Source organism: Burkholderia sp. WP42 (genome assembly GCF_000745665.1).
Classification (GTDB): Bacteria; Pseudomonadota; Gammaproteobacteria; order Burkholderiales; family Burkholderiaceae; genus Burkholderia; species Burkholderia vietnamiensis.
The window spans coordinates 25,402-40,368 of the sequence record NZ_JQJT01000025.1; the positions used below are offsets into that span (position 1 = coordinate 25,402).

The window sequence follows — 14,967 nt, forward strand, 5'->3', positions numbered from 1 at the left end:
GGAAGAAGCGTGGCCTCTTCCGTTTCAGTAGCGTCATTTCTGCGTCAACGGCGGCGTGGTCAGTCGAGCGCCTTGTCGTTCGGGTTCGCGTACAGCTTCTTCATCGAATCGGACAGCGGGAAGTTCAGGTTCAGCCCCTTCGGCGGGATCGGGTTCTCGAACCACTTCGCGTAGATCTTCGCGGCTTCACCCGACTTCTCGACTTGCGAGATCGCCTCGTCGACGACCTTCTTGAAGTCCGCATCGCCCTTGCGCATCATGCAGCCGTACGCCTCTTCCGACTGCGGCGTGCCGACGATCACCCATTCGCCCGGCTGCTTCGCCTTCGCGCGCTCGCCTGCGAGCAGCGCGTCGTCCATCATGAACGCGACCGCGCGGCCCGATTCGAGCGTGTTGAACGAGTCGCCGTGGTCCTTCGCGCTGATGATGCTCATGCCGAGCTGCTTGTCGTTGTTCATCTTGCGCAGCAGGCGCTCGGACGTCGTGCCCGCGGTCGTCACGACCGTCTTGCCCTTCAGGTCGGCGAAGTCCTTCACACCGGAATCCTTCTTCGTCATCAGACGCGTGCCGATCACGAAGATCGTGTCGGAGAACGCGGCCTGCTGCTGACGCTCGAGGTTGTTGGTGGTCGAGCCGCACTCGATGTCGACCGTGCCGTTCTGCACGAGCGGGATGCGGTTCTGCGACGTGACCGGGATGTTCTTCACCTGCAGGCTCGGCAGGTTCAGCTTCTTCTTCACGGCATCCACGACCTTCATCTGGAAGTCGCGCGAATAGCCGACGACCTGCTGGTTCTGGTCATAGTAGGAGAACGGAATCGACGATTCGCGGTGGCCCAGCGCGATCACGCCCGTGTCCTTGATCTTCTTCAGCGTGCCGGTCTCCTGTGCATGCGCGCCGCTCGCGAACGCGCACAGCGCCGCGATCATCAGGACTGCCTTCTGGTATTTCATTTTGGTCATCTCCTTGGCTAAAACCCGCGCCAGTGTATCAAAGTAATATTTTTGAAAGTACTGGTTGTTTACCGCACTACGAATCGTCCTGTGCGTCGCCGTCCTCCCGGCTTCGCGCGGCGCTTTGCGCGCCCGAATGCGCACGCGGGCGACGCCGGATTCGGCATCGCCCGCGAGGGTTCATGTACGCAATCGGGTCGATTGCGTCATGTATCGTTCATAGTGGGCCGAGCGACGCTCGGCCACGCACGATCAGGGGTACAGACCGCGCATTTCGCGCGCCATCAGGATTCGCTTGCACGCGACGATGAACGCCGCCGTGCGCACCGACACGTTGTGCTCTTCCGCGACCGCCCATACGCCGGCGAACGCTTCGCGCATCACGCGCTCGAGGCGATGGTTGATCTCGTCTTCGGTCCAGAAGAAGCTCGAGAAATCCTGCACCCACTCGAAGTACGACACGGTCACGCCGCCCGCGTTGGCGATCACGTCGGGGATCACCAGCACGCCGCTCGCGCTCAGGATGTCGTCGGCCGCGGTCGTGGTCGGGCCGTTCGCGCCTTCGACGATGATCTTCGTGCGGATCTTCGACGCGTTCTTCTCGGTGATCTGGTTTTCCAGCGCCGCCGGGATCAGGATGTCGGTTTCGACCGTCCAGAACTCGTCGTTCGGCATCGGCTCCGTGCCCTCGAAACCCGCGACGCCGCCCGTGCGCGCCACGTGGTCGAGCAGCTTGTTCGCGTCGAGGCCGGCCGGCTGATAGATCGTGCCCGTGTGATCCTGCACCGCGATCACCTTCGCGCCCGCTTCCTGGAACAGCTTCGCCGCGATGCCGCCGACGTTGCCGAAGCCCTGCACCGCGATGCGCGCGCCTTCGATTTCGAGGCCCTTCTTCTTCGCCGCTTCGCAGCCGACCACGAACACGCCGCGGCCCGTCGCTTCCTTGCGGCCGAGCGAACCGCCGAGCGAGATCGGCTTGCCGGTCACGACGCCGGTCGACGTCTGGCCCTGGTTCATCGAATACGTGTCCATCATCCACGCCATCACCTGTTCGTTGGTGTTGACGTCCGGCGCCGGAATGTCGGTGTTCGGGCCGATGATGATGCCGATCTCGCTGGTGTAGCGGCGCGTCACGCGCTCGAGCTCACCGCGCGACAGCTTGCGCGGGTCGACGCGGATGCCGCCCTTCGCACCGCCGTACGGCACGTTCACGGCCGCGTTCTTCACCGACATCCATGCCGACAGCGCCATCACTTCCGACAGCGTCACGTCCTGGTGGTAGCGCACGCCGCCCTTGCCCGGACCGCGCGACACGTTGTGCTGCACGCGATAGCCTTCGAAGTGCGCGACGGTGCCGTTGTCGAGCTCGATGGGCACGTCGACGATCAGGATGCGCTTCGGACGCTTCAGCGTTTCGAGCCAGCGCGACAGCGAACCGAGGTACGGCGCGACGCGATCGACCTGCTGAAGATAGTTGCCCCACGGGCCGAGATCGTCGGCGTGCAGGTAGGACGGGATGGACTGCAATTGCGAAGACATGGATGCTCCAACGTTCAACGGATTGCGCACATTGTCGAAAAACCCGTTTTTTTTATCCAATGCCGTTTGCTTATTCGATTATGCGTTTCTTGCATGATCGCGATTTTGCGCAAATCCACGGGCGATTTGCGCAAGAACGGCGGCGAACGGGCGGGGATCGGGTGGGGGAAAAATGCGGGGGATCGGGAGTGCGAGGCGGCTTGCGGCGGCCGGCCGGGGGATTGCAAGGGAGCCGTTAGGTGCGGGGGTGGGCGGACGGTTGGGCGCTTGGGCGCTTGGGCGCTTGGGCGCTTGGGCGCTTGGCGCTTGGCGCTTGGCGGTCGGCTGTCGGCTGTCGGCTGTCGGCTGTCGGCTGTCGATGGTCGACGATTGCGCGACCGTTGGTCGTCTCGGTCATCCCGGCCGTCAGCCGGCCCCATGTCCGCCGTCAATCGACCGTCAACCAGCCCTCACCCAGCCGTTTCACGCAGCTCGTCGCGCACGACTTCCCACAGCGCCCGAACCAGCTTCTGGCGCGGGTCGTCGCCCTGCAGCGCGAGCTTGTCGCAGTAGAGGCGGATATCCATCGTCAGCGTGAACGGATGCGTGCCGCCGCGCGCCGAGCGGTCGAGGCGGATCAGGCTGCCGCTCGCGATCGCGTCCTCGACCGCGCTGTGCGGCAGGAACGCGACGCCGTGGCCCGCGAGCGCCATCGCCTTCAGCCCTTCGGCCATGTCGGTTTCGTACACCCGATCGAGGAACAGCGGCGTCGGCGCATTCGCCACGATCACTTCGGTCATCCGGCCGAGATACGCGTTCGGCGTATACGACAGGTACGGCACGCGCGCCTCGGCGGTGCCCGGCAGCGTGTAGCGCGGCCGGCCCGCGCGCGCCGGCGCGGAAAACGCGCTGATCGGCTCGCTGCCGAGCACCAGCATGTCGTAGCGCGCGGGATCGAGCGCGACCGGGTGGCTCGGATGGTGATAGCCCATCACGAGATCGCAGCCGCCTTCGACGAGCGACAGCACCGCGTCGTGCACGTTCAGCGCGCGCAGCCGCGTGTGGACCTGCCCCATCTTCGCCTCGATCCGCTGCAGCCAGCGCGGGAAATACGTGAGCGACAGCGTGTGCGGCACCGCGAACTCGATCGTGGGCACCGGCGCGCCGACGTGACCGCGCAGCAGCGTGCGCGCCTCGTGCGCCTGCGACAGCATCGTCAGCGCCTGTTCGTAGAAGATCTGGCCGGCTTGCGTGAGCCGCGTCGGATAGACCGAGCGGTCGATCAGCTCGGTCGCGAGCCACGCCTCGAGCGCCTGGATGCGCCGCGAGAAAGCCGGCTGCGACACGTGGCGCAACTCGGCCGACCGGCTAAAGCTGCGCGTTTCCGCGAGCGAAACGAAGTCTTCGAGCCATTTCAGTTCCATGCGGATCGGGCGCGGCGGGCGGCGGGTCGGGGAGAAGCGAGCATTCTACCGGCCGCCGGCCGCACTCGGCCGCAGTCGGTCGCACGCGGCCGGACGCCGCCACGCTCGGCCCGACCGGTTCGGCCGGCCCCGGCCCGCGCCGATGGTAAAATGCCGGATTCTCCTCCCCTCGTTCGCCCGGCCCCCGAGGCCCCGCCCGACCATGTCCGACACTCGTCCCGATACGCTTTTCGCCCTCACCGCGCTCTCGCCCATCGACGGCCGCTACGCCAGCAAGACCGAAGCGCTGCGCGACTGGCTCTCCGAAGCCGCGTTCATGCGCCACCGCGTCACCGTCGAGGTGCACTGGCTGATCGCGCTGTCGCGCGCCGGCTTCGCCGAAATTCCGCGCTTCTCCGACGCGTCCGAGCAATTCCTGCTGCAGCTCGCCGAGCGCTTCACCGCGCACGACGCCGCCCGCATCAAGGACATCGAGCGCGTGACGAACCACGACGTGAAGGCCGTCGAATACTGGCTGAAGGAATCGGTGAAGGGCCAGGCCGAGCTCGAGAAGGCGAGCGAGTTCATCCACTTCGCCTGCACGTCCGAGGACATCAACAACACGTCGCACGGGATGATGCTCGCCGGCGCGCGCGAGCACGTGATCGTGCCGGCGCTGCGCACCGTCCACCAGCGTCTCGTCGCGCTCGCGCACGCCCTGGCCGATCAGCCGATGCTGTCGCGCACGCACGGCCAGCCGGCCAGCCCGACGACGCTCGGCAAGGAGCTCGCGAACGTCGCCGCCCGTCTGGGCCGCGCGATCGCACGCATCGAGAAGGTCGAGATCCTCGGCAAGATGAACGGCGCGGTCGGCAACTTCAACGCGCATCTGTCGGCGTATCCGGAATTCGACTGGGAAGCGTTCTCGCGCGACGTGATCGAAAACCGCCTGAAGCTCACCTTCAACCCGTACACGATCCAGATCGAGCCGCACGACTACATGGCCGAGCTGTTCGACGCGGTCGCGCGCGCCAACACGATCCTGCTCGACCTCGACCGCGACGTGTGGGGCTACATCTCGGTCGGCTACTTCAAGCAGAAGACGAAGGCCGGCGAGATCGGCTCGTCGACGATGCCGCACAAGGTCAACCCGATCGACTTCGAGAACTCGGAAGGCAACCTCGGCCTCGCGAACGCGACGCTGCGCCACCTCGCCGACAAGCTGCCGGTGTCGCGCTGGCAGCGCGACCTGACCGACTCGACGGTGCTGCGCAACATGGGCGTCGCCCTCGGCTACTCGCTGCTCGCGTACGACTCGCTGATCCGCGGCCTCGACAAGCTCGAAGTGAACCCGCAGCGCCTGCACGACGACCTCGACAACTGCTGGGAAGTGCTCGCGGAGCCGGTGCAGACGGTGATGCGCCGCTACGGCATCGAGAATCCGTACGAGCAACTGAAGGAGCTCACGCGCGGCAAGGGCATCACGCGCGAAGCGCTGCAGGAATTCGTCGCCACGCTCGCGATCCCGCAGGACGCGAAGGACCGCCTGCTCGCGATGACGCCCGCGTCGTACATCGGCAAGGCCGTCGAGCTCGCGAAGCGGATCGCATAAGCGCGACCGTCGGCCGACGCAAAAAAGCCCGATGCGAACTGCTTCGCATCGGGCTTTTTGCTGTTCAGACGGTCGGAACGGAATCGTCCGTCCCGGCTCGAGCAGCAGCTCAGTGCTGCTGCGCGAGGCCGATCTTCACCATCACTTCGTCGACGATCTGTTCGGGCGTCAATTCGATGCTGACCTCGATCGCTTCGTCCGCGCCCGGCTCCTCGAGCGTCTCGAGCTGGCTCTTCAGCAGCGACGGATCGAAGAAGTGGCCGGTGCGCGTCTTCAGGCGCTCGCGCAACACGTCGAACGAGCCCTTCAGATACACGAACCGCACGTCGGCGTCGGTGCCGCGCAGCACGTCGCGATACGAGCGCTTCAGCGACGAGCACGTGAACACGGCCGTCTCGCCCGCGCGCTGCTTTTCCTCGATGGCCGCCCGAATGGCGCGCAGCCACGGCCAACGGTCGTCGTCGGTCAGCGGAATGCCGTGGTGCATCTTTTCCTTGTTGGCGGCGCTGTGAAACGCGTCGCCGTCGGTATAGCTGCACGACAGGCGTTCCGCCAGCATTTCGCCGATTCGCGACTTGCCCGCGCCCGACACGCCCATTGCGATCAGAATCATTGACTACCCCTTGTTACAGAACCATGCTGAGCGCCAGCGTGAAGCCCAGGCCAAGCACGGAGATGATGGTTTCGAGCAACGACCAGGTCTTGAACGTCTGACCGACCGTCATCCCGAAGTATTCCTTGATCAGCCAGAAGCCGCCGTCGTTCACGTGCGAGAAGATCAGCGAGCCCGAGCCCGTCGCGAGCACCAGCAGCTCCGGGCTGACCGTCGTGCCGGCCGCCGCGGCGATCGGCGCGACGATACCGCAGGCCGTCGTCATCGCGACGGTTGCCGAACCCGTCGCGAGACGCATCAGCGCCGCGACGAACCAGCCGAGCAGCAGCGGCGACAGATGCGCGTGCTTCGCCGTCTCGACGATCTGCTGCGAGATGCCGCTGTCGCGCAGCACGCCGCCGAAGCCGCCGCCCGCGCCGACGATCAGCGTGATGCCGGCGATCGGCGCGAGACACTCGCTGCAGAACTTCTGGATCTGGTCGCGGTTGAAGCCCTGCAGCTTGCCGAACGTGAAGAAGCTCACGAGCACGGCGATCAGCAGCGCGACGTCGGAGTTGCCGGCAAAGCGCAGCAGGTTGTTCGGCAGCGACTTCGGCGCGAACACGAGATCGGCCCAGCTGCCGACGAGCATCAGCACGACGGGCAGCAGGACCGTGAACAGCGTGAGGCCGAAGCCCGGCAGCTCGCGATTGCCGCCGTCGGTGCGCGTATCGACGAACTGCGCGGCCAGCGGATTGTTGTCCGGCAGCTTCACGAACTTCGAGATCGTCAGCGCGAACAGCGGACCGGCGATGATCGCGGTCGGCACGCCGACGATCAAGCCGAACGCGATCGTCTTGCCGATGTCGGCGCCGTATTGCTGAACGGCCAGCAGCGCGGCCGGGTGCGGCGGGATCAGCCCGTGCACGACCGACAGGCCGGCCACCATCGGCAGCCCGACGACCAGCAGCGACTTGCCGGTACGCTTCGCGACGTTGAACGCGATCGGAATCAGCAGCACGAAGCCGACTTCGAAGAACACCGGCAGGCCGACGATGATCGCGACGAACATCATCGCCCAGTGAATGTTCTTTTCACCGAACCAGTCGATCAGCGTGGTCGCGATCCGTTCGGCGCCGCCCGATTCGGCCATCATCTTGCCGAGCATCGTGCCGAGACCGACGACGATCGCAATGTGACCGAGCGTGCCGCCCGTGCCCGTTTCGAACGACTTGACGATCTTGTCCATCGGCATCCCGACGGCGAGACCGAGGCCCAGCGAAACGATGATCAGCACCAGGAACGGGTAGATCTTGAAGCGCGCGATCATCAGGATCAACGCGGCAATCGCGATCAGCGTGAAAACGAGCAGCATGCTGCCTTGGACAGCCCCCATGTGGCACTCCTCCTAGGATTGTTCGAAACCGGGCGAGTGGTTGCGAGTATGCCCGGCTATGCAGGTCTCCGAAACACCGGGGGTACCCACCCGGTCAGGACGCTGAATTTTACTTATCTTTGCGGCCCGCGGATAGAACCGGTTCCATCAGCAAAAACCCTCGGAAAAACAAGCACTAAGCGCCCGTTTCCCGAGGGTTCGGATGTCATTGCGTACAAGCATCAACGCGGCAGCTGGCTCGCGGCTTGCGCGAGACGCGTGACTTCGGCCCAGTCCTGCGCGGCGAGCGCGGCCTTCGGCGTGAGCCACGAGCCGCCGACGCACACGACGTTCGGCAGCTTCAGGAAGTTCGGCGCGGTTTCGACCGTGATGCCGCCGGTCGGGCAGAACTTCAGCGCCGGGAACGGGCCGTGGAACGCCTGCAGCATCGGCACGCCGCCGGCCTGCTGCGCGGGGAAGAACTTCACGGTCTCGTAGCCGAATTCGAGCGCCTGGATGATGTCGCTCGGCGTCATCACGCCCGGCAGCAGCGGCAGGCCGGCGTCGAGCGACGCGAGGTGCAGGTCCTTCGTCAGGCCCGGCGACACGCCGAACTTCGCGCCCGCGCGCTTCGCCTGCGCGCAGTGCTCGGGCTTCGTGATGGTGCCGACGCCGACGACGATGTCGTCCGCCAGCTGGCTCGCGCGCTGGATCGCCTCGATGCCGGCCGGCGTGCGCAGCGTGATTTCGAGCACCTTGACGCCGCCCGCGTGCAACGCGCGCGACACGTGTTCGCCCTGCTCGACCGAGTCGAATGCGAGCACCGGAATCACCGGGCCCAGCTTCACGATTTCAGCAATCGTCTTCATTGATGGAGCTCCTTGAAATTCATGCAGCGACGTGAGCGGCGGTTTCGCCGACCAGCGTCCCGAAAACCGATGCGCCCTGCTCGGCCGGTGCGGCCGCCGCGCGGAACACGCCGAACAGTTCGCGCCCGAAACCCGTTTCGTTGTCGGCCTGGTGCAGCGGCTGCGCGACCGGGCGCACTTGCCATTCGGCGTCGTCGATCTCGATGTCGAGGACGCCGGCTTCCGCGTCGATCACGAGCGTGTCGCCGGTCTTCACCTTGCCGAGCGGGCCGGCGAGCAGCGCTTCCGGCGACACGTGAATCACCGCCGGCACCTTGCCCGACGCCCCCGACATGCGGCCGTCGGTGACGAGCGCGACATGGAAGCCCTGATCCTGCAGCACGCCGAGCAGCGGCGTCAAACGATGCAGCTCGGGCATCCCGTTCGCACGCGCGCCCTGGAACCGCACGACGGCGACGAAATCGCGCTTGAGCTCGCCGCGATCGAACGCCGCCTGCACGGCCTCCTGCGAATCGAACACGATCGCGGGCGCCTTCACCTTGCGATGCTCGGGCGCGACCGCCGAAATCTTGATCACGCCGCGGCCGAGCCGGCCCTGCATCAGCCGCAGGCCGCCGTCCGGCTGGAACGGCTCGCGAATGCTGCGCAGCACCTTCGTGTCGTGGCTCTCGGCGGTGCCGTCGACCCACGTCAGCTTGCCGTCGATCAGCTTCGGCTCCTGCGTGTAGTGCGACAGGCCCTTGCCGGCGACCGTCGTCACGTCTTCGTGCAGCAGACCGCCTTCGAGCAGGTTGCGCACCAGGAACGCGACGCCGCCGGCCGCGTGGAAATGGTTTACGTCGGCCTTGCCGTTCGGATAGATCTTCGCGAGCAGCGGCACGACCGCCGACAGCTCGTCGAAATCGTTCCAGTCGATCAGGATGCCGGCCGCGCGCGCGATCGCGACGAGGTGCAGCGTGTGGTTGGTCGAGCCGCCGGTCGCGAGCAGCGCGACGATCCCGTTGACGATCGCCTTCTCGTCGATCACGTGGCCGATCGGCGTGTACTGGCCGCGCTCGACCGTCAGGTCGAGCACGCGGCGCGCGGCCTGCGCGGTCAGCGCGTCGCGCAGCGGCGTGTGCGGGTGAACGAAGGCCGAGCCCGGCAGGTGCAGGCCCATCAGCTCCATCAGCATCTGGTTGCTGTTCGCGGTGCCGTAGAACGTGCAGGTGCCGTGACCGTGATACGCGGCCGACTCGGCTTCGAGCAGCGCGTCGCGGCCGACCTGGCCGGTCGCGAACTGCTGGCGGATCTTCGCCTTGTCGTCGTTCGACAGGCCGCTCGTCATCGGGCCGGCCGGCACGAAGATGGTCGGCAGGTGGCCGAACTGCAGCGCGCCGATCAGCAGGCCCGGCACGATCTTGTCGCAGATGCCGAGACACAGCGCCGCATCGAACATGTTGTGCGTCAGCGCGATCGCGGTGCCCATCGCGATCGCCTCGCGCGAGAACAGCGACAGCTCCATCCCGGCGTTGCCCTGCGTGATGCCGTCGCACATCGCCGGCACGCCGCCCGCGAATTGCGCGACGCCGCCGTTCTCGCGCGCGGCGGCCTTGATGATGTCGGGAAAATCCTTGTACGGCGCGTGCGCGGACAGCATCTCGTTGTACGAGGACACGATGCCGATGTTGGGCTCGCGGATCGCCTTGATCTGGAACTTGTCGCTGCCTTCGAGACCGGCGAAGCCGTGCGCGAGGTTCGCGCACGACAGCGCGCCGCGCGCCGGGAACTTGCCTTGCGCGCGGTCGATGCGCTGCAGATAGGTCGAACGGGTCGATTGGCTGCGGGCGATCACGCGATCGGTGACTTTCGCCAGGGTGGGATGCAGCGACGTCATGCTGGGCGCTCCTGTATGCCGGACGACACCGGCGGTTGGAATCGTGGGGACGATCGAGTTGCGTCGAACGAACGAAGGAAGTCTAGTAGAAAAACTACAAGCATGCAATGCACATGATCCTGCGCGCAACCGCCATTCCCAATACCAGCAAGGCACGACTCAGTGAAAACCCTAATTCTCACTGAGCACGGCCCCGCAAAACCCCACTCCACCACCTAGCATTTTCATGTAGATTTTCTACAATTCGATTGCGATACACTCCGTCATCCGAACCCGATTCCCTTTCCGCCGTCCCATGCTGCCTCGCATCGAAGCGATCCGCCCCGAGTTGCGCCCGTCCGAGCGCAAGCTCGCCGACTACATCCTCGCCGCGCCGCGCGAGGTGCTCGACCTCGCGATGACCGAGCTGTCGACCCGCGCGGGCGTCAGCCAGCCGACCATTGCGCGCTTCTGTCAGGCGCTCGGCTGCAGCGGCTTTCGCGAATTCAAGATCCGGCTCGCGCAGAGCGTCGCGCCCGGCGTGTCGTCGGTGTACCGCGACGTCGAGCCCGACGAGCCCGCGCCCGGCATCATCGGCAAGGTGTTCGACCGCACGATCGGCGCGCTGATCGAAGTACGCAACAGCCTGTCGGCCGGCAGCGTCGCCGACGCGATCGCGCTGCTGTCGCACGCGTCGCGCATCGAGTTCTACGGCGCGGGCGGCTCGGGCATCGCCGCGCAGGACATCCAGCACAAGTTCTTCCGGCTCGGCGTGCCGAGCGTCGCGTATTCCGACCCGCATACGTTCTCGATGTCGTCGGCGCTTCTCGGGCCGCACGACGTCGTGGTCGCGATCTCGAACACCGGCCGCACGCGCGACATCGTCGACGCCGCGCGCTCGGCGCTCGCGTGCGGCGCTAAGGTCGTCGCGATCACGCAAAGCCATTCGCCGCTCGCGAAACTGGCGACGGTGAGCCTCGCGTCGAACGTCGCCGAGGAAACCGACGTGTTCTCGCCGATGACGTCGCGCATGTCGCATCTCGCGATCGGCGACATCCTGGCGGTCGGCGTCGCGCTGTCGCGCGGGCCGGCGCTGATGGAGCGCGTCGGCCGCGCGAAGGAGGCGATCACGCGCCGCCGGATCGACGATCCGGCAAAGGACTAGCGCGCGACGCCACAGCAAAAACGGCGCCCCATCGGAGCGCCGTTGCAGGTCGATAGCCGCGGTTGGCCCGCGGCGCGTGCCGCTCGCTCAGAACGGCTTGATCACGACCAGCGCGACCGCGATCAGCATGCCGAGCACCGGCAGCTCGTTGAACACGCGATACCACTTGTCGGTGCGGCGGTTCTCGCCGCGCTCGAACACCTTCAGCAGGTGCCCGCAATACGCGTGGTAGATCACGAGCAGCAGCACCACCGTGACCTTTGCATGAATCCACCCCTGCCCCTGGCCGATGCCGATCACGAGCCAGAGCCACAGCCCGCAAGCGAGCGCCGGCACCGCGATCAGCGTCATGAAGCGGAACAGCTTGCGCGCCATCAGCAGCAGGCGCCGCACCGCGGCCGGATCGGTTTCCATGGCCAGGTTCACGTAGATGCGCGGCAGGTAGAACAAGCCGGCGAACCACGCGGCGATCAGTACGATATGGAAGGTCTTGACCCAGAGCATTGCCATCGGTTGTGCGCCTCGCGTTACTGACGGCCTTCGCCGTGCCCGAGCACGACGTACTTCAGCGACGTCAGCCCTTCCAGGCCGACGGGGCCGCGTGCGTGCAGCTTGTCGTTCGAAATGCCGATTTCCGCGCCGAGGCCGAACTCGAAGCCGTCGGCGAAGCGGGTCGACGCGTTCACCATCACGCTCGCCGAATCGACTTCGCGCAGGAAGCGCATCGCGCGATCGTGATCCTCGGTGACGATCGCATCGGTGTGGTGCGACCCATAGTGATTGATGTGCTCGATCGCCGCGTCGAGCCCGTCGACGACCTTGATCGCGAGCACCGGCGCCAGATATTCGGTGTGCCAGTCCGCGTCGGTCGCGTCGACCAGCGGGCCGACGCCCGCATCGGCGAGCACCGCGCGCGCGGCCGCATCGACGCGCAGCTCGACCTGCTTGTCGCGATACAGCTTGCCGAGCGGCGGCAGCAGCGCGGCCGCGATGCCGCTCGACACGAGCAGCGTCTCCATCGTGTTGCAGGTGCCGTAGCGGTGCGTCTTCGCGTTGTCGCACACGGTGAGCGCCTTCGCGAGATCGGCGCGATCGTCGACATACACGTGGCAGATGCCGTCGAGGTGCTTGATCATCGGCACGCGCGCCTCGTTGATCAGGCGCTCGATCAGGCTCTTGCCGCCGCGCGGCACGATCACGTCGACGTATTCGGTCATCGTGATCAGCTTGCCGACCGCCGCGCGATCGGCGGTGGCGACCACCTGCACCGCGTCCTGCGGCAGCCCGGCCGCCTCGAGCCCCTCGCCGATCAGCTTCGCGAGCGCCGCGTTCGATTCGAGCGCCTCGGAGCCGCCGCGCAGGATCGTCGCATTGCCCGACTTCAGGCACAGCGCGGCCGCGTCGATCGTCACGTTCGGCCGCGACTCGTAGATGATCCCGATCACGCCGAGCGGCACGCGCATCTGGCCGACCTGGATCCCGCTCGGGCGGTACTTGAGATTGCTGATCTCGCCGATCGGATCGGCGAGCGACGCGACCTGGCGCAGCCCTTCGACCATCGTCTTCAATGCCTTGTCCGACAGCGTCAGGCGGTCGATGAACGCCGCGTCGAGCCCCTTGTCGCGGGCACGCGCGACGTCGCGCGCGTTCGCTTCCTTCAGCGCCGAGGCGTCGCGCTCGATCGCGCGCGCGACGGCGTCGAGCGCCGCGTTCTTCGCGGCCGTGCTGGCGCGCGCCATCGCGCGCGACGCGTGCCGGGCCCGGCGGCCCAGGTCCGTCATGTATTGGTCGATATCCATCGTGTGACTCGAGAAACGAGCCGCTTCGCGCGGCGTGAATTCGGGGGAAAGCGTCGGCGCGCGGACAACACGGGCCGCGCGGCCTGTCGGAGCATTGTAAGCGGGTTGCAGAACGGACGCTGAGCGCGCCGGGCGGGCTTAACGCCGCACGCGACCCGCGGTCGGCGGTCGCTCGCCGCGCTCGCCCGCGACCGTCATCGCGAGCTGGAACAGGCCGTCCCACGGGTCGGGCGGCGGATCGTCGTGCGTGCGGCGGCCGGGCGTGACGGCCGACAGCCCCTTCACCTGCCGGTCGAGCTTCGCGGCGAACGCGAGCGCCTTCTCGAGCATGGCTTCCGACACGCGATTCAGCGCCGGGGCGATCAGCCGCTCGCGCGGCCCCCACACGCGGTTCTCGCGCAGCAGCGTCGCGAGCGGCTTGCCGGCGCTCGCGCCGCGCTTGATCCGCAACAGCGTGCGCAGTTCCTCGACGACGGCCCACATCACCAGCACGATCGCCTCGCCCTCGCCTTTCAGGCCGTCGATCATCCGCGCGAGCCGCGCGGCATCGCCGGCGAGCATCGCCTCGTTCAGCTTGAACACGTCGTAGCGCGCGACGTTCAGCACCGCGTCGTGCACCTGCTCGAACGTCAGCACGCCTTGCGGATACAGCAGCCCGAGCTTCTGGATTTCCTGATGCGCGGCGAGCAGGTTGCCCTCGACGCGCTCCGCGATGAACTGCAGCGCACGGCGGCCGTCTTCGCCGGGCGCGACGCGCTGGCCCTGCATCGACAGGCGCTGGCCGATCCAGTTCGGCAGCTGCGCACGGTCGACCGGATCGATCTTCAGCGCGACGCCGCCATTCTGCAGCGCGGTGAACCAGGCGGACTTCTGCGTGGCCGCGTCGAGGCGCGGCAGCGTGACGAGCATCAGCGCGTCCGGATTGGGCGTCGCCGCGAGCGTCTTCAGCGCGTCGGCGCCTTCCTTGCCCGGCTTGCCCGACGGAATGCGCAGCTCGATCAGCTGGCGCTCGCCGAACAGCGACATCGCCTGGGTCGCGCCGAGCAGCACGCTCCAGTCGAAGCCGCGCTCGACCGTATGCACCGAGCGCTCGGTGAAGCCGGCCGCGCGCGCGGCCGCACGAATGCGGTCGCACGCTTCCTGCGCGAGCAGCGGCTCGTCGCCGTAGACGGTGTAGAGCCCGGCCATCCCCTTCGCGAGGTGCGGCTCCAGCGCATCAAGTCGCAATTGCATCGGTGCGTGCGCGGCAGATCAGAGCGGCGGCGGCGGCAGCGGCGCGCGCGGCGCCACGCCCGGCACCACGTCTTCCGGCGCCGGCGTCAGCGAGTGGACGATCGCGAGACGCCGCATCAGCTGGTCGACCGCATCGTTCTGCATGTCGGCGTACAGGATGTCGGCTTCCTGGGCCTTCGCGTTCGTGTACTGATCGCTGTACGTCATCGCGCGGTTCAGCGCGATCGCGCTCGGCGGAATCAGCACGGTGCCGTCCTTGCTCGTCAGCGTGTAGTTCAGCGTGTAGAACAGCGCGTACTCCTGCGCCGAGCCGTACTTGTTCAGCGTCAGCGTGTTCTGGCCGCGCGACTCCCACATGCTCAGCACCGCGTCGGCGTCGTCCGGCGACTTGACGATCTTCGTGTCGCTGCCGGCCTCGACGAGGCGCACCAGGCGCGCCTGCACCGGCGCCGGCGCGCCGGCGATCAGCAGGTGCTTGAACGCGTAGTTCTGCTGGCCGCGCAACTGGAAACCGCATGCCGACAGCGCGAGCGCGCTGCCGGCGGCGAGCATCAAAAACGATCTGCGGATCACCTTCGCTCCTTCTGTGTGCA

13 protein-coding genes are annotated in these 14,967 nt (G+C 66.8%); 2 read left to right on the forward strand and 11 right to left on the reverse strand.

What is annotated here, in order from left to right; translation table 11 throughout:
* Nucleotides 1-59: 59 nt before the first annotated feature.
* The 3 genes from EX20_RS16800 to EX20_RS16810 all read right to left on the reverse strand — a co-directional run bounded on the left by EX20_RS16800 (nt 60) and on the right by EX20_RS16810 (nt 3,895).
* Nucleotides 60-953, reverse strand: coding sequence for a glutamate/aspartate ABC transporter substrate-binding protein (locus EX20_RS16800; RefSeq protein WP_014722447.1), 894 nt, complete (start codon nt 951-953; stop codon nt 60-62).
* 252 nt (nt 954-1,205) lie between these two features.
* Nucleotides 1,206-2,492 (reverse strand): Glu/Leu/Phe/Val family dehydrogenase, encoded by a 1,287-nt coding sequence (locus EX20_RS16805; RefSeq protein ID WP_034194157.1) that lies wholly within the window; start codon nt 2,490-2,492, stop codon nt 1,206-1,208.
* A gap of 449 nt (nt 2,493-2,941) precedes the next feature.
* The gene (locus EX20_RS16810) at nt 2,942-3,895 is read right to left on the reverse strand and encodes a LysR substrate-binding domain-containing protein (protein WP_011883272.1); all 954 of its coding nucleotides are present in this window, start codon (nt 3,893-3,895) and stop codon (nt 2,942-2,944) included.
* A gap of 202 nt (nt 3,896-4,097) precedes the next feature.
* Between EX20_RS16810 and purB the strand changes: the two genes are divergently transcribed.
* Nucleotides 4,098-5,486, forward strand: coding sequence for an adenylosuccinate lyase (gene purB / locus EX20_RS16815; protein WP_011883271.1), 1,389 nt, complete (start codon nt 4,098-4,100; stop codon nt 5,484-5,486).
* 109 nt (nt 5,487-5,595) lie between these two features.
* Here purB and EX20_RS16820 read toward each other — a convergent pair whose 3' ends face one another.
* The 4 genes from EX20_RS16820 to edd all read right to left on the reverse strand — a co-directional run bounded on the left by EX20_RS16820 (nt 5,596) and on the right by edd (nt 10,198).
* Entirely contained in the window at nt 5,596-6,099 is a 504-nt protein-coding gene (locus EX20_RS16820; protein ID WP_011883270.1) for a gluconokinase, read from the reverse strand.
* 13 nt (nt 6,100-6,112) lie between these two features.
* Nucleotides 6,113-7,474 (reverse strand): GntT/GntP/DsdX family permease, encoded by a 1,362-nt coding sequence (locus EX20_RS16825; RefSeq protein ID WP_014722445.1) that lies wholly within the window; start codon nt 7,472-7,474, stop codon nt 6,113-6,115.
* Between the two features lie 221 nt (nt 7,475-7,695).
* Nucleotides 7,696-8,322, reverse strand: a complete 627-nt coding sequence (gene eda, locus EX20_RS16830) for a bifunctional 4-hydroxy-2-oxoglutarate aldolase/2-dehydro-3-deoxy-phosphogluconate aldolase (protein WP_011883268.1) — start codon at nt 8,320-8,322, stop codon at nt 7,696-7,698.
* Nucleotides 8,323-8,341: 19 nt separating this feature from the next.
* Nucleotides 8,342-10,198, reverse strand: a complete 1,857-nt coding sequence (gene edd / locus EX20_RS16835) for a phosphogluconate dehydratase (RefSeq protein WP_034194158.1) — start codon at nt 10,196-10,198, stop codon at nt 8,342-8,344.
* Between the two features lie 295 nt (nt 10,199-10,493).
* Between edd and EX20_RS16840 the strand changes: the two genes are divergently transcribed.
* A complete protein-coding gene (locus EX20_RS16840; protein ID WP_011883266.1) occupies nt 10,494-11,342 on the forward strand; it encodes a MurR/RpiR family transcriptional regulator in 849 nt (282 codons plus the stop codon).
* Nucleotides 11,343-11,429: 87 nt separating this feature from the next.
* On the opposite strand, the gene EX20_RS16845 is transcribed toward EX20_RS16840, so the two are convergent.
* From EX20_RS16845 to lptE, 4 genes are all read right to left on the reverse strand, one after another.
* Entirely contained in the window at nt 11,430-11,852 is a 423-nt protein-coding gene (locus tag EX20_RS16845; protein WP_014722442.1) for a CopD family protein, read from the reverse strand.
* Nucleotides 11,853-11,869: 17 nt separating this feature from the next.
* A complete protein-coding gene (locus EX20_RS16850; RefSeq protein ID WP_011883264.1) occupies nt 11,870-13,141 on the reverse strand; it encodes a glutamate-5-semialdehyde dehydrogenase in 1,272 nt (423 codons plus the stop codon).
* A 138-nt stretch (nt 13,142-13,279) separates the two neighbouring features.
* On the reverse strand, nt 13,280-14,374 hold the full coding sequence (gene holA / locus EX20_RS16855; RefSeq protein ID WP_034194160.1) for a DNA polymerase III subunit delta: 1,095 nt from the start codon (nt 14,372-14,374) through the stop codon (nt 13,280-13,282).
* An 18-nt stretch (nt 14,375-14,392) separates the two neighbouring features.
* Nucleotides 14,393-14,947, reverse strand: coding sequence for an LPS-assembly lipoprotein LptE (lptE, locus tag EX20_RS16860; protein WP_014722440.1), 555 nt, complete (start codon nt 14,945-14,947; stop codon nt 14,393-14,395).
* Between the last annotated feature and the right edge of the window lie 20 nt (nt 14,948-14,967).